Origin of the sequence: Crenobacter oryzisoli (assembly GCF_030385785.1) — a bacterium.
Taxonomy (GTDB): domain Bacteria; phylum Pseudomonadota; class Gammaproteobacteria; order Burkholderiales; family Chromobacteriaceae; genus Crenobacter_A; species Crenobacter_A oryzisoli.
In genome coordinates this window covers 69,757-90,602 of record NZ_JAUEDK010000006.1, presented here as the reverse complement: position 1 = coordinate 90,602, position 20,846 = coordinate 69,757, and the positions used below count along the sequence as shown (strand labels likewise).

Here is a 20,846-nt window from a genome sequence, read left to right as displayed (position 1 = left end):
TGGCCCGAAAACAATTTGATGTTATAAGCATGGCCGGGTGAGGGGGCTCTTATTCGCTATCCTGACTGGGCGGCACCGCCGGCTAGGGCGGTGCCCGTTGGCTCAGATGCTGGCCTCAAGGGCCTCCAGCTCTTCCTGAATCGCCAGCCAGTCCTCCTCGATGCTGGCGAGCTGGGAGCTGATCTCGCCCTGTTGGCGGCTCGACTCGGTTAGTTTGACCTTGTTCTCCGGCAGGTAGGCCTCTTCTGAGGCGAGGAAGGCTTCCAGTTCGTTCTTGATCTTGCCGAGCTTCTCTAGTTCCTTCTCCAGCTTGCCGAGTTTCTGCTGCAGCGGCTTCTTCAGGGTGGATAGTCGCTGGCGTGCCTCGGCCTCCTGGCGTTTTTGCTCCTTGCGGTTGACGCCGAGTGCGTCGCCATCGGACGGCTTGCCCGATTCGACCAGCTGTTCCAGGCGCCAGCGCCGGTAGTCCTCCAGGTCGCCGTCGAACGGCGTGACCGCCCCCCCGGACACCAACCAGAAGCGGTCGGTGGTGGCCTCAAGCAGTGCACGGTCGTGCGATACCACGATCAGCGCGCCGGGGAAGTCCTGCAGCGCCATCGTCAGCGCATGGCGCATCTCCAAGTCGAGGTGGTTAGTCGGTTCGTCGAGCAGCAGCAGGTTGGGCTTTTCCCAAACGATCAGCGCGAGCGCCAGGCGCGCCTTTTCGCCACCGGACATCGGGCCGACCGGTGCCAGTGCCGCGTCGCCGTGGAAGTTGAAGCCGCCGAGGAAGGTGCGCAGGTCCTGCTCGCGCGCCTCGGGTGCCAGCTTCTGCACGTGCCACAGCGGCGACTCGTCCTCGCGCAGCGTTTCGAGCTGGTGCTGGGCGAAGTAGCCGATCTTCAGCGTTTGCGCCTTGGTCAGTTTGCCGGTCATCGGTGCCAACTCGTCGGCGAGCAGTTTCACCAGTGTCGACTTGCCCGCGCCGTTGACGCCCAGGAGGCCGATACGGCTACCGCCTTCGACCGACAGCGAGATGCGCGACAGAATGGGCTTATCGCCGTAGCCGATCGCGATGCCGTCGAGGTTCAGCAACGGGTTGGGCAAGTTGGCTGGGGTGTCGAAGTGGAAGTCGAACGGGGTATCGACGTGCGCTGCGCTGATACGCTCCAGACGTTCCAGTGCCTTGACCCGGCTTTGTGCCTGGCGGGCCTTGGTGGCCTTGGCCTTGAAGCGGGTGATGAACGACTCGAGGTGGGCAATCTGGCGCTGTTGTTTCTCATAGGCTGCCTGCTGCAAAGCCAAGCGGGCGGCGCGTGCTTCCTCGTAGGCGCTGTAATTGCCGGTGTAGAGGGTGATGCTCTGGTTGGCGACCTCGGCGATGTGCGTACACACCGCATCGAGGAAGTCGCGGTCGTGCGAGATCACCAGCAACGTGCCCGGGTAGCCCTTCAGCCATTCTTCCAGCCACAGTACCGTTTCCAGGTCCAGGTGGTTGGTCGGCTCGTCGAGCAGCAGCAGGTCGGAGCGGCACATCAGCGCTTGCGCCAGGTTCAGTCGCATCCGCCAGCCGCCGGAGAAGCTCGACACCGGTCGGCTCATCGCCTCCGGGGCGAAGCCGAGGCCAGCGAGCAGCTTCGAGGCCCGTGCCTCGGCAGTGTAGGCATCGACATGGGCGAGTTCGGCATGCAGGTGGCCGATCGCCTCGCCGTCGTTGCGCGTCTCGGCCTCGGCGAGCGCTGCCTGCAGGCTGCGCAGTTCGGCATCGCCGTCGAGGACATAGTCGAGTGCGCTTACCTCGAGTGCCGGGGTTTCCTGTGCCACATGTGCCATCGTCCAGTTCGGCGGCAGCAGTGCGTCGCCGCCGTCCGGCACCAGTTCGCCGCGCAGCAGCGCGAACAGGCTGGACTTGCCGGCCCCATTGCCGCCGACCACGCCAACACGGTTGCCCGGGTTGATGGTAAGGGTGACGTTGTTGAACAGTTCCTTGACGCCGCGGCGCAGGCTCAGGTTCTTAAGCTGGATCATTGGTTTATCGCAGGTCGGCCGCGCGTCGCCAAGGTAGGTCGAACGGCGCGCGACGGGTAATCGGAAAGGTCAGGCCTTCGGCAAGCTGGCGAGGTCCCAGCGCGGCTTCACGCCGAAGCCGCCAGCCTCGCGGGCAAACTTCAGCCGCTGGGCACCCGCATAGGCGATCATCGCGCCATTGTCGGTGCACAGTGCCAGCGGCGGATAGAACACCGCAAAGCCGCGCTTGGCTGCAGCTGCATCGAGTGCGGCACGCAACTGCTTGTTGGCGCCGACGCCGCCGGCCACCACCAGTTGCTTCATGCCGGTGAGCTTCAGCGCCTTTAGCGATTTCTGGACCAGTACGTCAACGATCGCCTCCTGGAAGGCGCGGCAGATGTCGTTGCGGGTGGCGTCGTCAAGTTCGCCGGACTCGGCCTGCACCTGCTTGACCAAGGTCAGTACTGCGGTTTTCAGGCCCGAGAAGCTCATCTCAAGATTATCGGACTTCAGCATTGGGCGCGGCAGGGTGAAGCGGTTCGGGTCGCCCTGTTCTGCCAGCTTGGACAGTAGCGGGCCGCCCGGGTAGGGCAGTCCGAGCAGTTTGGCGGTCTTGTCGAAGGCTTCGCCAGCGGCATCGTCCAGTGTTTCGCCGAGCACCTCGTAGTCGCCGACGCCGCGTACAGCCATCAGCTGGGTGTGGCCGCCTGAAACCAGCAGCGCGACGAAGGGGAAGGCAGGATGCGGTTCGGCTAGTAGGGGCGACAGCAGGTGTCCCTCCAGGTGGTGCACGCTGATCACTGGGATGCCCAGGCCGAACGCCAGCGCGTTGGCGTAGCTGGCCCCGACCAGCAGCGCGCCGCCCAACCCCGGGCCCTCGGTATAGGCGATCGCGTCGAGGTCGGTCAAGCTCTTGCCGGCCTCGGCAAGGCAGGCCTCGGTCAGCGGTACGACGCGGCGAATGTGGTCGCGGCTCGCCAGCTCTGGCACCACGCCGCCGTACTCGGCATGCATCGCCATTTGCGTGTGCAGGTGGTGGGCGACGAGGCCGGCGTCGGTGTCGTACAGAGCAACGCCGGTTTCATCGCAAGAAGATTCAATACCCAATACCAACATGGCGGTCATCAAAGCAAGTCAAGATAGCCATTTTACCGGTGAATGTTGGTTCTCCCAAACTGGAGTGCTACCCTATGCCGTTAGCTTTAAAACTTTGGGCAGAGAGACAATGAAAGGCAGATTGAAGTGGGTGGACGGCGTGTGCTTCATGGGCGAGACCGGCAGCGGCCACGCGGTGGTGATGGATGGTGCCCCGGAGGGGGGCGGTCGTAACCTCGGGCCGCGTCCAATGGAACTCTTGCTGATGGGTACGGCTGGCTGCACCAGTTATGACGTCATCAGCATTTTGAAGAAGTCACGCCAGGATGTGCGCGATTGCTGGGTGGAAATGGACGCCGAGCGCGCAGACACCGAGCCCAAGGTGTTCACCAAGATCCATTTCCACTTCGTGGTGGTGGGGCGAAATCTGAAGCCGGAGACTGTCGAGCGCGCCATCAAACTGTCTGCCGAGAAGTATTGCTCGGCATCGATCATGCTAGGCAAGACCGCAGACATCACCCACGACTTCGAGGTTCGCGAAGACGCCTGAGTGCTGAGCAGGGTGTATCGCCATAGCAAGGCGGCACGCCCTTTTCTGATCGTTGCTATTTGCATAAATTGTGTTGTTTTCGAGTAATGGCGACAAATGTTGGGCTCGCATGATGGTTGTGGCATAAAGCCGTGGACAAAAAAACCGGATAACATTGCCGTCGGGATTGTCGCTGTTTGGCGACAAATTGCCGGCGAGAAGCGGCAATTCTTGCCGTTGCAAGGTCACTGCTTTTAAATTGCGGGCGTATTTGTATGGAATTGCTGAACGATCATGCAATTAATTATCCTGGCATGAATCGTGCTACAAGCTGCGAAGCTTTGGAGAACCCCTAACTATGCTCGACAAGATCGCCAAGCATTTCGATTTTCAGCAACGTGCGCTCGACACGCGTGCGCAGCGTGCCGAGGTGATCGCCAGTAACATCGCCAACGCCGATACGCCGTACTACAAGGCAGTTGACCTAGATTTCAAGGCGGCGATGCAAGCTGCCGCCGGCAACGGGCAGAAGACGCTCGCCTTGGCGACGACTAGCCCACAGCATATCAACGGGGGTGGTTTGCCCGGCTTCGACGACAAGACCGCCCTGTTGTATCGCTCACAGGTACAGCCCAGCCTCGACGGCAACACCGTCGATATGGATATCGAGCGTGCGCAGTTCACCGACAATGCCATGAAGTATCAAGCCAGTTTGACATTCCTCAACCGCCGCATCGCCAACCTGTCCGAGGCGATCAAGGGAGGCCAGTAATACATGTCGCTTTCTAATGTGTTTTCGATCGCCGGTTCTGCGCTGACTGCTCAGTCGATGCGCTTGAACCTCGTCGCCAGTAACCTTGCCAACGCCGACAGCTCGACCAGTGCAACTGGTGATCCTTACAAGGCTCGGCACGCCATCTTCACGGTGACCCCGGTCTCGGCCAGCGAGCCGCGCGTTGCCGGCGTGCGGGTGACGGCGGTGGCGGAAAACACCACCCCACCGAAGATGAAATACGACCCGGGCAATCCGCTGGCCGATGCCAAGGGCTACATTACCTTGCCGAACGTCAACCCGGTCGAGGAGATGGCTGACATGATCTCGGCCTCCCGTTCCTACCAGACCAACGTCGAAATGATGAACACCACCAAGACCCTGATGCAGAAGACTCTGCAGCTGGGTTCTGCCTGAGGCGAGGCTTAGAGCATGACTATCGGTAGCGTAAACAACAACCAGACGAGTGCCAGCGGAACGTCGAGTACCTCTTCCGCCAGCTCGGTGCTCGGCAACACAGGCAGTGCCTCGGATATCCAGAACCAGTTCCTCACCTTGCTGGTAACGCAGTTGAAGGCGCAGGATCCACTCAACCCGATGGACAATAGTCAGATGACTAGTCAGATGGCGCAGATCAGCACTGTCGGTGGTCTGGAGAAGCTTAATACGACGATGGGGCAGGTGCTGCAGTCGCAGGTGGCGAACCAGGCGATGATGGCCACGTCTCTGGTCGGCCATCAGGTGATGGTGGCGGGCAACGGCTTGACCTTGGGCAGCAGCGGCGATGTGCAGGGTGGGGTGGCATTGAACAGTGCTGCGGCCGCGATGCAGATCACCGTGACGGACGGCAACGGTAAAGTGGTCGATACGCTACAGGTTTCTTCGCCGAAGACCGGCCTCAACAACTTCTCCTGGGATGGTGCCGACAGCAATGGCAATCGCTTGCCTGCGGGTACTTACACCTTCTCGGCCAAGGCCGTCGACAATGCTGGGACGTCCGTGGCAGCAACGACCTACGGCTATCAGAACGTCAATGCGGTGACCTGGAACCAGGGCGTGCCGTTGCTAGTGACCGGTGACGGTCAGCAGCACTCGCTGGGTGACGTAGTGCAGCTGAGCTGATCGCATCACGACAAACCAAATCATAACGACACAACAGAACTTCCAGAATAATTCAGGAGCGTGTAATGGGCTTTCAGCAGGCTTTGAGTGGTGTTAACGCAGCGTCCCAGCAACTGAGCGTGATCGGCAACAACGTGGCCAATGCATCCACGGTTGGCTTCAAGGGTTCTCGTGCCGAGTTCGCCGACATGTACGCCAACGGGTTTTCCTCTGGCGCGGCGACGAACCAAGCCGGTATTGGTGTGCAGGTTGCCGGGGTGACTCAGGGCTTCAACACAGCCAACATCACTAGCACTGGCCGCAATCTCGACTTGGCGATCAACGGTAACGGCTTCTTCATCGTCAAGAATCCGACTGGCGGCACCACCGCCAATTCGACTGGCTCGATCTCATACACTCGCGCAGGTCAGTTTCAGCAGGACAAGAACGGCTACATCGTCAACGGCACCGACCGCCTGCAGGGCTGGATGGCGAATGCGAATGGCGTGATTACCCCGGGGCCGGTCTCTGATCTGATGCTCTCCACTGCCCAGCAGCCTCCCCAGGCCACTTCGAACGTTGCTCTGTCGGTCAATCTCAATTCGGCGTCGACAGCGCCGCTGTTGGCTCCGCCGCCTGCTGCTCCGGCATCGCCTCCATTGAATCCAGCCAACTCGAACACATACAACTATACGTCTTCGACCAATGTGTACGACAGCCTCGGCAACACGCACACGCTGAATTACTACTATGTCAAAGATCCAGTGGTGGCGAACCAATGGACTGTTTCGGTCTTTGCAGATGGTGGTGCCGCACCGATTGCTCCTGCTCAAACCATTACTTTCAACAACAACGGCACGCTGGCTACCCCGACTACTCCGTTTACCGTGGCGGTGCCATCGGCAACGGGTTCGGCCGCACCGTTCAATGTTGCTATCGACCTTACCGGCACTACGCAGTTTGCGTCTCAAAATGCCATCGTGACCAACCAGGGCGACGGCTACCCGCCGGGTCAGCTGACCAACTTCGCATTCGACAAGAACGGCGTGTTGACCGCCAACTACTCCAACGGTCAGACCAAGACTGTCGGCCAACTGGCATTGGCGACTTTCGCCAATCCACAAGGCCTGCAGCAACAGGGGGGCAACCGCTGGGTTGAAGCCTCGGATTCGGGCTCGCCGGCGGTCAACAAGCCGGGCGCCTCCAATGCAGGCCTGATTACCGCCAGCGCGCTGGAAGACTCCAACGTCGACCTGACCAGCCAATTGGTGGATATGATCACTGCTCAGCGCTACTACCAGGCCAATGCGCAGACCATCAAGACAGAAGACCAGGTCATGCAGACCCTGATCAACCTGCGTTAATCAGCGGGATTAGGAGTAGATCATGGATCGCATGCTGTTTCTGGCGATGAACGGCGCCAAGCACGTCGATATGCAACAGACAACGACGTCGAACAACCTCGCCAACGTACACACCATCGGCTTCAAGGCCGACATGGTGGCGTTCCGCGCTCTGCCCGTAGTTGGGCAGGGTGCCCCGACCCGTACCTATGTAGTCGACAGCACCGTCGGCCACAATATGACTGCCGGGAGCATGCAGCAGACCGGTAGCGACAATGACTTTGCCGTCGGTACGGCGGGTTTCTTTGCGGTGCAAGCTCCAGATGGGAGCGAGGCCTATACCCGCGATGGCGGCTTCGTCGTCGACGATGCCGGTATGATGCGTACTCGCAGCGGCCTGCCGATTATGTCGGATACGGGGCCGATCACGGTGCCGCAAGGCATGAAGATCAATGTCGCCAGCGATGGCACAGTGTCGGCGTTTCCGGTCGATCAGGGACAGACTCCGATCGTTCCGCAGACCGTGGCTCAGATCAAGCTGGTCAATCCTGGCGACCGTGCGGTCTACAAAGGGGGCGACGGCTTGTTCCATCTGCAGGGCGGAGGCGTGGCACAGGCCGATGCCAATGTCAGCCTCGTGCCGGGGTCGCTTGAGAACAGCAACGTGAATGCTGTCGACTCTTTGGTGCAGATGATCTCGCATGGGCGCCAGTTCGATCTGAACATAAAAATGATGCAAACCGCCGACGAAGACGATAAGCATGCCAACCAGATTCTGGCTATCAACTGATCGACGGATAAAGACGGATAATCAAAAGGAATAATCGCCATGATGCGCGCCCTTTACATTGCCAAGACGGGGATGGACTCGAGCCAGTTCCAGCTCGACGTGACGTCCAACAACTTGGCCAACGTGAATACCAAGGGCTTCAAGCGCGGCCAGGCCGTGTTCGAGGACTTGTACTACCAGACCATCCGCCAGCCGGGTGCTCAGTTGACCAATGGCAATACCGTGCCGACCGGCCTGCAGGTAGGTTCTGGCTCGACTCCGGTGGCCGCGGTGAAGGTGTTCACCGAGGGAAACCTTGAGCAAAGCTCGCAGCCACTCGACTTGGCAATTCAGGGAAATGGTTTCTTCCGCCTCTCCCGTCCGGATGGGACGATCGCCTATACGCGTGATGGCGAGTTTCACCGCAATGAGAACGGCGACATTGTTAACTCCAATGGCTATCAGCTGGACCCGAACATCAATATCCCGGCCAATGCTACCAATGTCACCATTTCCAGTGTCGGCGTAGTGCAGTACACCGTGCCGGGCAACACCGCCTTGCAAAACGCCGGCATCATCCAGCTGACAACCTTTATCAACCCGCAGGGGCTCGACAGTATTGGCCAGAACCTGTACCTGGAAACTGCCGCGTCGGGTGCCCCGCAGGATGGGGATCCGGGAGCCGACAGCCGCGGGACGGTAATGCAAGGCTGGCTGGAGGACTCGAACGTCAATGTGACGACCGAACTGGTGAATATGATTCAGGCGCAACGTTCGTTCGAAATGAACTCGCGCGCGATCAAGACCGCCGACGAAATGTTGCAGCGCGTCGCCCAGCTGTAATAATGACGGGCGACATTTGGGTCGCCCCTCGGGCGTGTTAGTTTTTGGCCGGCGATGGATTGCCGGCCTTCGGATACAGATGCAGCGATGATTCGGCCAACCTTTTTCCTGTCCTACGTGCGGCTTGGCCGCCTCGTGTTATTGCCGTCGGCTGCCGCAGTGCTTAGCGCCTGTGCTTTCCAGCAGCCGTCGATCATCCAGCAGCCAATGACGGCGCGGCCGCAGCCGGTACCGGTGCAGGCACAGGCCAATGGTTCGATCTTCCAGCAGGCCAACTTCCGGCCGCTGTTTCAAGACCGGGCCCCGGCCATGGTGGGCGATACGCTGACGGTGCTGATCCAGGAGCAGACCAGTGTCAGCAACTCGGAGCAGAGCACAGGCAGCCGAACTGGTTCGGCGAGCGCCAGTTTGCCTAGTGTCTCTTTGCCGTTCTTTCCCGGTTACATGGAGCAAAAGCTGGCCAATACCTCGCTCAATGGCACGGGAGCGCTGGCATCCACCGGCAAGGGTAGCAACAGCAACAGTAGTTCGTTCACCAGCTCGATCACTGTGACGGTGATCGAGCAGTTGGCCAACGGTAACTTGGTGGTCAGTGGAGAGAAGCAGATTCGCGTCAACGGTGAGAACGAGTTCGTCCGCCTCTCTGGCGTGGTGAACCCGCGCGATATCCTGCCGGGCAATCAGATCTCATCTACCAAGGTGGCCGATGCCCGTATCGAGCAGCAAACCGAAGGCAATAATCGCCGCTATGCCGATCCGGGTTGGCTGACCCGGATTTTCCAGTCGGTGCTGCCGTTCTGATGTCGATTTAGTCTGGAATATCATGAAACGTTTTGTCTTCCTCGCCTTGGTCGCCATGAGCCTGTCAGTGCCGACCTTTGCCGAACGGATCAAGGACATCGCCAGTTTCGGTGGCGTGCGCTCCAATCAGCTGATCGGCTATGGTCTTGTAGTAGGCCTCGATGGCAGCGGCGACAAGCAGAGTTCGTCGCCGTTTACCGTGCAGTCGATGAGCAACATGCTGTCTCAACTGGGTGTTCAGGTGCCGGCCGGGGTACGGATTGATCCGAAGAACGCCGCCGCGGTGATGATCACCAGCTCGCTGCCTGCGTTCGCTCGTCGTGGTCAGTCCATCGATGTGACCGTTTCCTCGATGGGGGATGCCAAGAGCCTGCGTGGCGGTACCTTGCTGCTGTCGCCGCTGCGCGGGGCGGATGGCCAGGTCTACGCAATGGCCCAGGGTAACGTTGTGATCGGTGGCGCCGGTGCCTCGGCTGCTGGCAGCAAGGTGCAGATCAACCAGCTCAATGCGGGGCGCATCCCGAATGGCGCCACGGTGGAGCGTGAGGTGAACAGCAGCCTCAACGAAGGGCCGGTGGTGCAGCTGGAATTGACCGAATCGGACTTCACCACTGCCAACCGCGCCGTACAGGCCATCAACAAGAATTTCGGCTACGACACTGCTCGCGCCATCGACGGTCGCATGATCGAAGTTCGAGCGCCGCAGGATCCGAGTCAACGCGTGTCGTTCCTCGCCCGACTCGAGAACATCCATGTCGAGCCAGGCGAAGTGTCGCCGCTGGTGATCATCAATGCCCGTACCGGCTCGGTGGTGATGAACAAAGCCGTCACTATCGACCCGGTTGCGGTCGCCCATGGCAATCTGTCGGTCACGATCAACAACACTCCGCAGGTCAGTCAGCCGGCCCCCTTCTCGAATGGTCGCACCGTTGTCACCAACCAGGCGGATATCAGCGTCAAGCAGGATCAGGGCAAGGTAGTCAGCCTGCCGCGTGGTGCCAACCTGAACCAAGTGGTGAATGCACTAAATGCGGTCGGTGCAACGCCGGCCGACCTGGTGTCGGTGCTCCAGGCCATGAAGGCGGCTGGTGCATTGCGAGCCGAGCTACAAATCATTTAATCCTGTTCCCGGGCCGGCACAGTGCGCCGGCCCGCCGATCCCAATCCTAAGGTTGGCCGAACCGCTGCGGCCTGCTCAGGAGACTTCATGAGTCTATCGACTTCTCCCTTTATCCGCCCCCTTGGCGCTGACAGTAATGCGCTGGCTGCCGACCCCACTGCGCTTAACGCGTTGAAAACGCATGCGGGCAAGGATCAGCGCGCTGCCATCAAGCAGGTTGCGAGCCAGTTCGAGGCGCTGTTTCTCGATACGCTGGTCAAACAGATGCGCACGACATCGCTCGACGGCGAGGAAAAGTCCAGCGATATGGATACCTACCAAGGGCTGTTCGATCAGCAGTTGGTGCAGAACCTTACCCAGGCGGGTGGGGTGGGGCTGGGTGAGGTACTGGCGAAGCAGATCGGCAAGCTGGCGGGTGTGACCGAGAAAGACATTGCGGGTCATACCGTGGATCTCGCACCGTTGCCCCCGGTGTCTTCCGGCACTTATCACAGTGCACAGGCCAATGTGGCCGATCGCTTGCAGGCCCTGGCACTACACGCCAGTGCAAACCTTGATGCCCTGAGCGGCAACGGAGGCGGTGGAGGTTTGGGGGGCGGCGGCACGGCGGTGTCGACCGATGCGCGCGAGTTCGTCAAGGCGGTGCTGCCAGATGCGCGCCAGGCGGCACAGACGCTTGGCGTGGCCCCTGCGCTGGTCGTCGCTCACGCGGCATTGGAAAGTGGTTGGGGCAAGCGGGCGATCCGCCATGCCGACGGCCGCGATAGTCATAACCTGTTTGGCATCAAGGCATCGTCGGATTGGAACGGGCCAACTGTCGACGTGCTGACCACCGAGTATGTAAACGGTGCCCCCCAGAAGAAAGTGGCCCGCTTCCGCTCTTACTCGTCCTATGCCGAGTCGCTGACAGACTACGCGAAGCTACTGTCGAACAACCCACGCTATAAGGCGGTACTCGGCCAGGGGCAGAACCTGCAGGGATTTGCACAAGGCTTGCAAAATGCTGGCTACGCTACGGACCCGCGTTATGCCAAGAAGCTGACTGATGTCGCAAGCGCCTTATTGAGCAGAGGCAGTGGTAGTTGATATGCGTTGAGTGAGGATTGCGGGTCAAGTTTGTCCTGCTACGACCGATAACAACGCAAAAGGGAGTGAGGAATTATGCCGGTAGATATCTACGGAATTGGTTTGAGCGGGCTGAATGCCGCACAAGGGGGCTTGAGCGTCATTGGCAACAACATTGCCAACGTCAATACCCCTGGCTATAACCGCCAGGTAGTCAACCTGTCGAATCGTAGTCCCTTGGGGTTTGGGTCGTCGTTTTTTGGTACCGGCGTCGATCTGAATTCGGTCAGCCGGGTCTATGACAAGTACCTGACGCAACAGGTACAGCATGCCAGCACTCAGAACAGTAGCTATCAATCGCAGCTGACCTTCCTCAATCAGCTCGATAGCGCCATGTCCGACAGCAGCAGTGGCTTGAGTTCAAGTCTCCAGAACTTCTATAGCGCCCTGCAGGGCCTGTCGTCCCAGCCTTCCTCATTGCCGAGTCGTCAAAGCGTGATCAGCATGGGGCAGGCGCTGGCGAGTCAGTTTCAGTCGATTGATTCGCGCTTGACCGAATTGCACAACGGGGCCAACGCGCAGATTACCTCGTCGGTTGGCAGCGTCAATGCACTGGTCGATACCATCAGCAAGCTTAACCAGCAGATCACGGCGTTGTCAGGACAGGGGGCTCCCAACGACCTGATGGACCAGCGTGACCAAGCGATGTCGCAGCTGAACCAGCAAGTTGGCGTTAGCGCCATCGTCCAGGCCGATGGTAGCTACAGCGTGTTTCTCAGCTCCGGACAGGCTCTGGTGCAGGGCAATTCTGTGAATCATTTAGCGACCCAGCCCGACCCGGCTGATCCGCAAGACGTGCAGCTGACGCTGACCAGCCCGAACGGCACCAATACCGTAATTGGTACCAATTCTCTCAATGGAGGGACGCTGGCGGGTTTGTTTACTGTCCGTGACGGAGCGTTGAAGAACGCCCAGACCCAGTTGGGAAACATGGCGATCGACTTTTCGACCGCAATGAACTATCAGAGCCAACTCGGTGTCGACCTGAACGGCAATACGGGTGGTCCGATGTTTACCGACCTGACCAGCTACGTGAACAATCCGGCCGCGGCCACACAGAACCTGCAGATGCTGATCACTGATCCGCAGAAGCTGCCGATGGCGTCCAATCTGATGTCAGCCACCCCTTCGACGGTGCCAGCGGGTAATCCTGTGTCGAATGGCGTGGCGCTGACAGGGGTATCCAGCACATTGCCGGGTAATTACGGCTGGACCGCAGGCCCACCTCTGACCGCACCGAACCCGGCCAGCCACCCGGCGAATGTCGGTCCGGCCGGTTTTATCTCCATCAATGGGAACACCATGCAAGCCACCATCACTGGTGGTCCTGCGAACGGCGCGGTCTATAACATTGTGCCGGACCCGACTGTGTCGAACGGCTACAAGCTCGTTACGGGGGTCGCGCCGGCGACGACCGATGTCGGTATCCAATTCAAATTGTCGGCCCAATTGGGGGCCGGGATGACGTTTACTGTGGTGCCGAATGCTGCGCCGATCGGCACCGGGGACAACGGTAATTTGCTGAGCATTGCCAACCTGCAGACGGCGCCCGTCGTGAATACCGGTGTGCGCGGTGCTGCTGGCAGTAGTATGACGAGCGTGCAAAGTTTTTATGCCACTTTGGTGAGCACGGTCGGCAGTACGACTAATCAGGTGCAGTCTGCCTCGACTGCGCAGAGCAATACCCTGCAGCAGGTGACCAAGGCTCAGCAGTCGGTATCGGGTGTGAACCTGGACGAGGAGGCAACCAACATGTTGCGCTATCAGCAGGCGTACCAAGCCTCCAGCAAGCTGATCACGATCGCTCAACAGATGTTCCAGAGCCTTATCGCTATTGGCGGCTGATCAACCGATTTAATGGAGTAGACTGATGCGAGTCAGTACCAATTCTTTCTATGATTTTGGCGCTGGTGCGATGGCCCAGGGCCAGTCGAATCTGGCGCAATTACAGCAACAGATCTCGACGATGAAGCGGGTGAACAATCCTTCAGATGACCCAATTGCATCAGCGCAGATCCTCCAGCTGAATCAGTCGGAAGGGCGTAACAGCCAGTTCGTCACCAATACCAAAGCGGTCGATTCGTCGTTGTCGACATCGAGCCAGACGTTGCAGAGTGTGTCTGATCTGATGGAGCAGTTGAAAACGCTGGCGGTTTCGGCTGGAAATGCAATTCTGACAACGACCGATCTGCAGCACATTCAGACTCAGGCGAACCAGATGTTCCAAACTCTGGTTGGCTACGGAAACACTCGGGATGGGCAAGGTAACTATCTATTTGCCGGTAATGCAATTAGTAAGACGCCGTTTGTGTTCAATGGCGCAACTGGGGTGACGACTTACCAGGGGGATACCGGGCAGCGCGATGTGCAGGTGAGCCCGTCTAGTCAGATTTCGGTGACCGAGGTTGGCTCGTTAGTATTCGGTAATGGCACCCAACCGACCAAGGCTTTTGACGACGTTCAGCAGTTCATTAGCTTGCTGGGGCAGAATCCTCAACCGGCCAACTTCTCCTCCCAGCTGAGCAATATCATCAGCAGTTTCGATGATGATCAACAGCGTGTGCTGACTGCCGATGCGTCGATCGGTGCGCGGCAGAACCAAAATGATGCCATGAGTGCCAATGGTAGTGACCTCGACTTGCAGTATCAGACGGCGTTGAGCAAGCTGCAGGACCTCGACATGGCCAAGGCGAGCAGCGATTTGCTGATGGCCCAGTCTTCGTTGCAATATTCGCAGCTGGTGTTCCAGAAGGTGCAGGGGTTGAGCCTGTTCAATAAGATGTAAGCCTTCAGTCGCAAGGGACTAAAAAAGCCGGCAGATGCCGGCTTTTTTCATGGCGACCAGATCGGCCGAACGGTTTCCTACAGTGTGACTGGCTCGACTACGATCCCCGCGCGCAAGCCATTCTGCACTTTGGGGTTGGGGAATAGGATGCGTTCCTCGCCGCCACTGGCCACGTAGCGTGTATCGCCATCTTCGGCGATCAGGAAGCCGTCGGGCAGCGTCGTGAAGTTTTCGACATCATCGGCCAGATGCAGGCGGAATGCGTCGCTGGCCTTGATCAGGTTGTACTTGGCACGAAATAGGTGCAGTGAATCGTCGGCAGAGCGGGGGGGCTGTTGACCGCTGACCAGGGCGCGCAGGGCTACATCGATGCCGGCGAAGCGAGTCAGATCGTTCTCGCCAAACGGGCGTGCCTTGCCCAGTTCCAGCGTGAACGAATCGGCTAGGTGGTGACGGCTGGTGTAATAGCTGAAGGTATTGGCCGGTGCGCTGTGCAGCAGTACGGTGTTTACGCCGCAGGCGGTGAGCCATTCCAGTTGCTCTTGATTGTGTTCGCGCTCGTGCAAGAAGGGGTAGATCGCGAATTTTTCGTAGACTGAGCCACGGATTGCGGTGTGCAGGTCATAGTGGAGACGCCGGGCACCGGTCGGGCTGCTGGAGAAGAAGGCGTCGGCCTGTGCTTCCAGTTGTGCTGCCCGGGCGGACTCACGCGCGAGCGGCTGCTGTTGGTGTGCACCGTTGAACAGCCGGTTCATGTCGTAGTCGAGATAGCGCTCGCCAACACGCATCGCATCCGGGTTGCCGAACAAGACCTGCAGGTCAACCGCCAGTGTTAGGCGACCGGCCAAGAGATCGGCGACGATGCCCGCCAAGACCTCGATAGGAGCGGTTTCGTTGCCGTGCACCCCGGCGCTGAGCAGCACCCGATCGGTTCCATCGGGCAGGGCCTTGGGGGTCAATCGCAACATGCCTGCTGCGGGCCAGCTGAGCGTTAGTTCGCCAAGCGACAACGTGTCGGCAAGGGGTGGCTGCTGTCGCAGCGTGGCAGCGAGAAAATCGTCGAAGGGCAGGGCGCTAATCATGGCAGTCCGAAGCGTTGAGCGATGCTTGACAGTCTAAGCAAGAATTCATGGCGGCAGACGGTATTGCCGCAGCTATGTAAATGGATGGCGTCAGCGTGTAAAAAACCCGCTCGGGAGCGGGTCGTTGTTCCAGGCTAGTCGAGCCAGTTGGGTTTGCGTTGTTCCAGGAAGGCATGTATGCCCTCGCGCCCCTCTTCGCTGGCGCGAACCTTGACGATGGCGTCGATGGCGTCTTCGAACAGGTCGTCGTCGAGTTCGCGCGAGTCGATCAATGCGATCAGTTGCTTGGCTGCACGCATTGCATTCGGGCCGTTGATCAGCAGGTGGCTGGCACAGTGCTCGACCGCGCTGTCGAGTTCATCGAGTTCGACGACCTGGTGCAGCAGGCCAAGGCGCTTGGCCTTGCCGGCGTTGAAGCGCTCGGCACTGACAAAATAGCGGCGGGCGGCGCGCGGCCCGATGGCGCGCACCACATACGGTGCCGACAAAGCCGGGATCACGCCGAGCTTCACGTCACTGAAGCTGAACAGCGCTTCGGAGGCGCCGATCGCAATGTCGCAGCAGGCGACCAGACCTGCACCCAGTCCGAATGCCGAGCCCGGGATGCGGGCGATCGTCGGCTTGGGCAAGGTATCCAGTGTGCGCAGCAGTCGTGACAGCTGTTGTGCGTGGTGGCGCAGTTGCGCTTCGCTGAAGCTCGCCATGTGGCGCATCCAGTCGCTGTCGTGGCCGGCAGAAAAACTGATGCCGCTGCCGGTCAATACGACGACGCGGACGCTATCGTCATCGGCCAAAGTTTCTAGTGTTGCTGTAAGCAGGCTGGCGGTTTCATCGTCGATGGCGTTGTGCAACTCGGCGCGGTTGAGGGTGACAGTGGCCACGCCGCGTGGATCGACGTGCAGCAAGACGGTGGTTTGGTGCATGTGACCTCCTCGGTAGGGGGGGGCTCAACCTGGGCAGAATTCCATCACCAGGCGGGCGAATTGCTCGGCGGACTCAAGGTGTAGTGCATGCCCGGCGCCGGGAATGGGGACAAGCTGCGCGTGCGGCATGTATGTTGACAGCATTTCTGATTGATGCAGCGGCGTCAAGCGATCCTCGCTGCCGACAATGACCCGGGTCGGCGCGCTGATGGTCGGCAGCCAGGTACGTGCGTCATGTTCGCGCATGCCGGCGAGCAACCGTAGCACGGCATCCCAATCGAACAATGTCGCAACGGTTTTTAGTTCGCTGATTTGCTCCGGGTGGCTGGAGAGGTAGCGGTTGGAAAACAGCCAGGGCAGGCTGACGGCGAAACGCAACTCGGTCCCTCCGCTTTTGGCTGCGGCGACCCAGCTGGCGGCAATGGCTTTGTCGACCGCGTCGGAGCAGGCGAGGGTGGCAGCCAGCACCAGATGGTCGATTCTTTCCGGGTGTAGGTGCGCCAAGTGCTGGGCGACCATGCCGCCGTACGATAGACCAACTACGTGGCAGCGCTCGACTTCCAGGGTGTCGAGCAGATGGGCGACCAGCTCGGCCTGTTCGGGCAGCGAGTAGGCGTCGCCGAGTGGCTTGTCGCTCTGCCCCTGACCGAGCAGATCGGTTCGTACTAGTCGGTAGCGTGCCTCAAGGCGAGGCAGCAGCAGCGTCCAGCCAGCGGTGGACATGGTCAGGCCGTTGAGCAGTAACAGGGGGTGTTCACCTCGACCACTTTCCTCGTAATACAGCCGATGTCCCCGATGGGTTGTGTATGGCATGTCAGCATCCCCTTGTGCGGGCCTTGCCCGGTTCATTAATGCCGGCGTGGTATTAAACGCTCCGTCATCGGGGCGTCATGCCGATTTGCTAGCATTTTGGCAATTTCCGGTCAGAACGATTTTCAGTGGAACTTATTTCGCCTACCCCATTTGCCATACCGTCGCTTCAGCCCATTTTGTCCCCGGAACAACGGGAGCTGGAGCGCTTGATCTTGCTGCGCAAGCTGTCTTCAGTATTTCAACCTATCGTCGATCTGAGCAATGGCGACATCGTCGGCTATGAAGGATTGATTCGGCCGCCGGCCGATAGTTCTTTATCGACGCCGTTGGCGCTTTTTGAAGCGGCCGCACGGCTCGGCATGTCCTACGAGCTGGACTGCGCCTGCCGCGATGTGACGGTGCAGCGGTTCGTCGAGCTCTCTCTTCCGGGGCAGTTGTTTCTCAATCTGTTGCCCGACACCGTGGTGGCTGGCCCCATACAGGCGGCAGAGCTGGAGAGTTCGAGCGGTCTTGCTGCCTCCCGGATGATCATCGAGTTGACCGAGCATCGTCCGAACTGCTGCTACGCCGTGCTGCGCGAGGCTGCTGCGCACTGGCGTGAGCAAGGCTTTGCGCTGGCGCTCGACGATCTGGGCGAGGGCTTTGCGAATCTCAGGATGTGGTCAGAGTTGCGCCCGGAATGGGTGAAGCTCGACAAGTATCTGATACAGAATCTGGCTAACGACCCGGTTAAGGAGCAATTTGTCCGCTCTTTGCTCGACATGGCGCGGGTCGCTGGGGCCAAACTGGTCGCAGAGGGGATAGAGACGACGGCTGAGCTGATGGTGCTGCGCAAGATCGGTGTGCGCTATGGTCAGGGCTATCTGATAGCACCGCCGCAGCCCGAGCCGCCTCGCAAGCTTGCCCCTAGCCCGCATTTTGGTCAGCTGGGGCGTCGGGTTGCCCCTCAACAGCCGGTTGTTCGTGATCTTGCCGTATCGGTGGAGCCGATGGGGCCGGAGGTCGCCAATGAGCAGGCCTATCAGCGATTCTCCGACACCCCCACCTGCATGGCGCTGCCGGTGGTCGACAATGGCCTGCCGGTTGGCTTGCTACGGCGGCAGGACTTTCTCGAACGTTTCGCCCGACCGTTCAACCGTGAGTTGTATGGCAAGAAGCCCTGCCGTTTGTTGATGGATCCGCAGCCGCTGGTGGTGTCGGCCGATCTGGGCTTGCTCGAGTTGTCGCATCTGATGGTGGCTGGTGAGCGCAATCATCTGGTCGATGGTTTCATCATCACCAGCGACGGGCGTTATCTCGGGATGGGTACCGGTCTGGAGCTGGTGCGCCGGGTCACCGATCTACAGATTTCGACGGCTCGCTACGCTAACCCGCTGACGGGGTTGCCTGGCAATGTGCCGATCCATGAAACGATCAACCGCTTGCTCGAGTCGGGAGAGTCGTTTGTGGTGGCGTATGCTGACCTCGACAATTTCAAACCGTTTAACGATTTATATGGGTATTCGGCAGGGGACGGTTTGATCCTGAGGTTGGCGCAGCTGCTACTTGAGGAAATGGATCCGCACAGCGATTTCGTTGGCCACATTGGTGGCGACGACTTCGTGGTGTTGATGCAAAGCTTGGACTGGCAGGCTCGGCTTCAGCGGCTGTTGTTGCGCTTCGATTCGATCGTCTGGACGCATTTCGATGCCTCGCATCGCGAGGCGGGTGGCTTCGAGATGGTTGATAGAAACGGCATGGTGAGTTTTTTTCCGCTCACTTCGGTATCGATCGGTGTGCTGCTGGTGCGTGCAGGGCAGTATCATTCCCCTTACGACGTGGCGTTGGCCGCGGCCGATGCGAAGAAGTCGGCCAAGACCGAGCCCGGTAGCCAGCTCTTTATCGTGCAGCCGTCCACCGTGGAAAGCATTGTTTGACTAATTAAACACGGGCGGCAGCTGCTTCCAGTCCCGTTCGTGGTCTGAATGCGTAGTTAAGACCCGTTCGCCTCTTGCGCAGGGCGATGTGTTGCCTTCTTTTCCGTTTCCATACGGGATATCCATTTGTATCTTGTCAATTTTATTAAACGTGGGGTAAGCTGTGCTCAAGCAGGTTTCATCAACGAAACTAGAACAGCCCACCACAACAAGACATGAACAGTGCACGCAGCGATGCCTCCTTAGGCCGCTGTTGGTGGAGAGCAGTCCCTTCCGGGATACTGCAAAGGAGAAGAGGAGTCTCTATGTTACGGGTCCCGCCCCGATCGAAGCGCCCATCTGCCTGGATGGACAAGGCGCATTCGGCTGACGTTTCGGCTGTTGCCGACACGTCTCCTTTGGCCCTGAGCCAATCGCAGCTTAAACGTGAGTTCGTCGCTCCGACGACCGCGACTTCTTCCTCCCCCCCGGCTCCCTATTTGCATCCTCTGCTGCCGGCTGAGCGTCTGAGCAGCCGTCAGGGACGCAACCTGCCGCGCCCGCATCTCGACGCGGATGATCCGGAGCGCTAGAGCGCGTTTTGCACCGACCATCGGACTATCGTCCGAACAGTTTTTAGCGACACCGTCGCAACTGCCTGTGTAGGGCTAGTTGTTGCTGGCCCTTGGGAATTTAGGGAGTGAAAGCATGATGGAAGCTGCTGTAAAACCGGCCCCGGCGGCCACGACCTCCGAACGTCCGTACCTGCAGATCGCAGGACTTGTGAAGAAGTTCGGCGACAACTTTGCGGTCGATCACGTCGACCTCACCATTCGCCAGCATGAGATTTTCGCGCTGTTGGGCAGCTCCGGCTGCGGTAAGTCGACACTATTGCGCATGCTGGCCGGCATGGAGCGCCCGACCTCGGGCAAGGTCATCCTGGACGGTCAGGACATCACGATGCTGGCGCCGTACGATCGCCCGATCAACATGATGTTCCAGAGCTATGCGCTGTTCCCGCACATGTCGGTGGAGGAGAACATTGCCTTCGGCCTGGTGGAAGACAAGCTGCCCAAGGGCGAGATCAATGCCCGCGTGATGGAAATGCTCGATCTGGTACAGCTGCGCAAGTACGCCAAGCGCAAGCCCTACCAGCTCTCTGGCGGCCAGCAGCAGCGCGTCGCCTTGGCGCGCAGCCTGGCTAAGCGGCCGAAACTGCTGCTGCTCGATGAGCCGCTTGGCGCGCTCGACAAGAAGCTGCGCCAGCAGACCCAGCTGGAGCTGGTCAACACGCTGGAGAAGGTCGGTGTGACTTGCATCATGGTGACCCACGACCAGGAAGAGGCGATGACGATGGCGACCCGCATCGGCATCATGAGTGACGGCCATCTGCTGCAGGTGGGCTCCCCGTCCGAAATCTACGAATACCCGAACTGTCGCTTCACCGCCGAGTTCATCGGCGAGACCAATCTGTTCCCGGGGCAGGTGGTGGTGGACGAACCGGATCGTGTCGAGATTGAGTCGGCTCAACTGGGCAGCCGCATCCTGATCGACCACGGCATCACCGGTCCGAAGGGCATGGAAGTGTGGACCAGTATCCGTCCGGAAGACGTGCGTCTGGATCGCCGTCCGCCGGCCAATAGCCACAATGCCGCACAGGGCAAGGTCGAGGACATCGCTTACCTCGGCAGCTTCTCGATCTATCACATCAAGCTCGCCAGCGGCAAGGTGGTGAAGTCGACCGTGCCGTCGTCGCGCTGGTACGAGGCCGGCGAAGAGCCGCCGACTTGGGGGGACCCGGTGTTCGTCAGCTGGCGTTCCGACCTGCCTGTCGTGCTGACCCGTTAAGGAGCGAGGAGCAATC

The 20,846-nt window shown here is 59.6% G+C and carries 19 protein-coding genes; 14 read left to right on the top strand and 5 right to left on the bottom strand.

Annotated features, from left to right (window positions below; genetic code table 11):
* Positions 1–102 precede the first annotated feature (102 nt).
* Both QU481_RS05145 and tsaD read right to left on the bottom strand, forming a co-directional pair.
* The gene (locus tag QU481_RS05145; protein ID WP_289828834.1) at positions 103–2,007 is read right to left on the bottom strand and encodes an ATP-binding cassette domain-containing protein; all 1,905 of its coding nucleotides are present in this window, start codon (positions 2,005–2,007) and stop codon (positions 103–105) included.
* 69 nt (positions 2,008–2,076) lie between these two features.
* Positions 2,077–3,102, bottom strand: coding sequence for a tRNA (adenosine(37)-N6)-threonylcarbamoyltransferase complex transferase subunit TsaD (gene tsaD, locus QU481_RS05140; protein WP_289828894.1), 1,026 nt, complete (start codon positions 3,100–3,102; stop codon positions 2,077–2,079).
* Between the two features lie 109 nt (positions 3,103–3,211).
* On the opposite strand from tsaD, the gene QU481_RS05135 reads away from it, so the two are divergent.
* The 12 genes from QU481_RS05135 to flgL all read left to right on the top strand — a co-directional run bounded on the left by QU481_RS05135 (position 3,212) and on the right by flgL (position 14,269).
* Positions 3,212–3,631, top strand: coding sequence for an OsmC family protein (locus tag QU481_RS05135; RefSeq protein WP_289828833.1), 420 nt, complete (start codon positions 3,212–3,214; stop codon positions 3,629–3,631).
* A gap of 337 nt (positions 3,632–3,968) precedes the next feature.
* Positions 3,969–4,382: a flagellar basal body rod protein FlgB gene (flgB, locus tag QU481_RS05130; protein ID WP_289828832.1), complete on the top strand. Its 414-nt coding sequence runs from the start codon at positions 3,969–3,971 to the stop codon at positions 4,380–4,382.
* A gap of 3 nt (positions 4,383–4,385) precedes the next feature.
* Positions 4,386–4,799, top strand: coding sequence for a flagellar basal body rod protein FlgC (flgC, locus tag QU481_RS05125; RefSeq protein WP_289828830.1), 414 nt, complete (start codon positions 4,386–4,388; stop codon positions 4,797–4,799).
* Positions 4,800–4,814: 15 nt separating this feature from the next.
* Entirely contained in the window at positions 4,815–5,504 is a 690-nt protein-coding gene (locus QU481_RS05120; RefSeq protein ID WP_289828829.1) for a flagellar hook assembly protein FlgD, read from the top strand.
* A gap of 65 nt (positions 5,505–5,569) precedes the next feature.
* Positions 5,570–6,847: a flagellar hook protein FlgE gene (gene flgE, locus QU481_RS05115; RefSeq protein WP_289828828.1), complete on the top strand. Its 1,278-nt coding sequence runs from the start codon at positions 5,570–5,572 to the stop codon at positions 6,845–6,847.
* A 31-nt stretch (positions 6,848–6,878) separates the two neighbouring features.
* The gene (locus QU481_RS05110; RefSeq protein ID WP_289828827.1) at positions 6,879–7,616 is read left to right on the top strand and encodes a flagellar basal body rod protein FlgF; all 738 of its coding nucleotides are present in this window, start codon (positions 6,879–6,881) and stop codon (positions 7,614–7,616) included.
* Between the two features lie 39 nt (positions 7,617–7,655).
* Positions 7,656–8,438 (top strand): flagellar basal-body rod protein FlgG, encoded by a 783-nt coding sequence (flgG, locus tag QU481_RS05105; RefSeq protein WP_289828826.1) that lies wholly within the window; start codon positions 7,656–7,658, stop codon positions 8,436–8,438.
* Between the two features lie 87 nt (positions 8,439–8,525).
* Positions 8,526–9,239, top strand: a complete 714-nt coding sequence (locus tag QU481_RS05100; protein WP_289828825.1) for a flagellar basal body L-ring protein FlgH — start codon at positions 8,526–8,528, stop codon at positions 9,237–9,239.
* Between the two features lie 22 nt (positions 9,240–9,261).
* Entirely contained in the window at positions 9,262–10,359 is a 1,098-nt protein-coding gene (locus tag QU481_RS05095; protein ID WP_289828824.1) for a flagellar basal body P-ring protein FlgI, read from the top strand.
* A gap of 87 nt (positions 10,360–10,446) precedes the next feature.
* The gene (flgJ, locus tag QU481_RS05090; RefSeq protein ID WP_289828823.1) at positions 10,447–11,445 is read left to right on the top strand and encodes a flagellar assembly peptidoglycan hydrolase FlgJ; all 999 of its coding nucleotides are present in this window, start codon (positions 10,447–10,449) and stop codon (positions 11,443–11,445) included.
* Positions 11,446–11,520: 75 nt separating this feature from the next.
* Entirely contained in the window at positions 11,521–13,329 is a 1,809-nt protein-coding gene (flgK, locus tag QU481_RS05085) for a flagellar hook-associated protein FlgK (protein WP_289828822.1), read from the top strand.
* A gap of 25 nt (positions 13,330–13,354) precedes the next feature.
* A complete protein-coding gene (gene flgL, locus QU481_RS05080) occupies positions 13,355–14,269 on the top strand; it encodes a flagellar hook-associated protein FlgL (protein ID WP_289828821.1) in 915 nt (304 codons plus the stop codon).
* 77 nt (positions 14,270–14,346) lie between these two features.
* Here flgL and astE read toward each other — a convergent pair whose 3' ends face one another.
* The 3 genes from astE to QU481_RS05065 all read right to left on the bottom strand — a co-directional run bounded on the left by astE (position 14,347) and on the right by QU481_RS05065 (position 17,087).
* A complete protein-coding gene (gene astE, locus QU481_RS05075) occupies positions 14,347–15,351 on the bottom strand; it encodes a succinylglutamate desuccinylase (protein ID WP_289828820.1) in 1,005 nt (334 codons plus the stop codon).
* Between the two features lie 134 nt (positions 15,352–15,485).
* Entirely contained in the window at positions 15,486–16,274 is a 789-nt protein-coding gene (locus tag QU481_RS05070) for an enoyl-CoA hydratase-related protein (protein WP_289828819.1), read from the bottom strand.
* Between the two features lie 24 nt (positions 16,275–16,298).
* Positions 16,299–17,087 (bottom strand): alpha/beta fold hydrolase, encoded by a 789-nt coding sequence (locus QU481_RS05065; RefSeq protein ID WP_289828818.1) that lies wholly within the window; start codon positions 17,085–17,087, stop codon positions 16,299–16,301.
* A gap of 125 nt (positions 17,088–17,212) precedes the next feature.
* Here QU481_RS05065 and QU481_RS05060 point away from each other — a divergent pair, with 125 nt between their 5' ends.
* Positions 17,213–19,003, top strand: a complete 1,791-nt coding sequence (locus QU481_RS05060; protein WP_435382720.1) for an EAL domain-containing protein — start codon at positions 17,213–17,215, stop codon at positions 19,001–19,003.
* Positions 19,004–19,690: 687 nt separating this feature from the next.
* Positions 19,691–20,830: an ABC transporter ATP-binding protein gene (locus QU481_RS05055; protein WP_289828817.1), complete on the top strand. Its 1,140-nt coding sequence runs from the start codon at positions 19,691–19,693 to the stop codon at positions 20,828–20,830.
* Positions 20,831–20,846: the final 16 nt, after the last annotated feature.

Bases quoted from the DNA above. Each gene is read 5' to 3' on its own strand.
- QU481_RS05065 (WP_289828818.1), bottom strand. From the start codon at position 17,087: ATGCCATACACAACCCATCGGGGACATCGGCTGTATTACGAGGAAAGT.
- QU481_RS05145 (WP_289828834.1), bottom strand. From the start codon at position 2,007: ATGATCCAGCTTAAGAACCTGAGCCTGCGCCGCGGCGTCAAGGAACTG.
- QU481_RS05120 (WP_289828829.1), top strand. From the start codon at position 4,815: ATGACTATCGGTAGCGTAAACAACAACCAGACGAGTGCCAGCGGAACG.
- QU481_RS05100 (WP_289828825.1), top strand. From the start codon at position 8,526: ATGATTCGGCCAACCTTTTTCCTGTCCTACGTGCGGCTTGGCCGCCTC.
- flgK (WP_289828822.1), top strand. From the start codon at position 11,521: ATGCCGGTAGATATCTACGGAATTGGTTTGAGCGGGCTGAATGCCGCA.
- flgC (WP_289828830.1), top strand. From the start codon at position 4,386: ATGTCGCTTTCTAATGTGTTTTCGATCGCCGGTTCTGCGCTGACTGCT.
- QU481_RS05110 (WP_289828827.1), top strand. From the start codon at position 6,879: ATGCTGTTTCTGGCGATGAACGGCGCCAAGCACGTCGATATGCAACAG.
- flgE (WP_289828828.1), top strand. From the start codon at position 5,570: ATGGGCTTTCAGCAGGCTTTGAGTGGTGTTAACGCAGCGTCCCAGCAA.
- flgJ (WP_289828823.1), top strand. From the start codon at position 10,447: ATGAGTCTATCGACTTCTCCCTTTATCCGCCCCCTTGGCGCTGACAGT.
- astE (WP_289828820.1), bottom strand. From the start codon at position 15,351: ATGATTAGCGCCCTGCCCTTCGACGATTTTCTCGCTGCCACGCTGCGA.
- tsaD (WP_289828894.1), bottom strand. From the start codon at position 3,102: ATGTTGGTATTGGGTATTGAATCTTCTTGCGATGAAACCGGCGTTGCT.
- flgL (WP_289828821.1), top strand. From the start codon at position 13,355: ATGCGAGTCAGTACCAATTCTTTCTATGATTTTGGCGCTGGTGCGATG.
- QU481_RS05095 (WP_289828824.1), top strand. From the start codon at position 9,262: ATGAAACGTTTTGTCTTCCTCGCCTTGGTCGCCATGAGCCTGTCAGTG.
- flgG (WP_289828826.1), top strand. From the start codon at position 7,656: ATGATGCGCGCCCTTTACATTGCCAAGACGGGGATGGACTCGAGCCAG.
- QU481_RS05055 (WP_289828817.1), top strand. From the start codon at position 19,691: ATGATGGAAGCTGCTGTAAAACCGGCCCCGGCGGCCACGACCTCCGAA.
- QU481_RS05135 (WP_289828833.1), top strand. From the start codon at position 3,212: ATGAAAGGCAGATTGAAGTGGGTGGACGGCGTGTGCTTCATGGGCGAG.
- QU481_RS05070 (WP_289828819.1), bottom strand. From the start codon at position 16,274: ATGCACCAAACCACCGTCTTGCTGCACGTCGATCCACGCGGCGTGGCC.
- flgB (WP_289828832.1), top strand. From the start codon at position 3,969: ATGCTCGACAAGATCGCCAAGCATTTCGATTTTCAGCAACGTGCGCTC.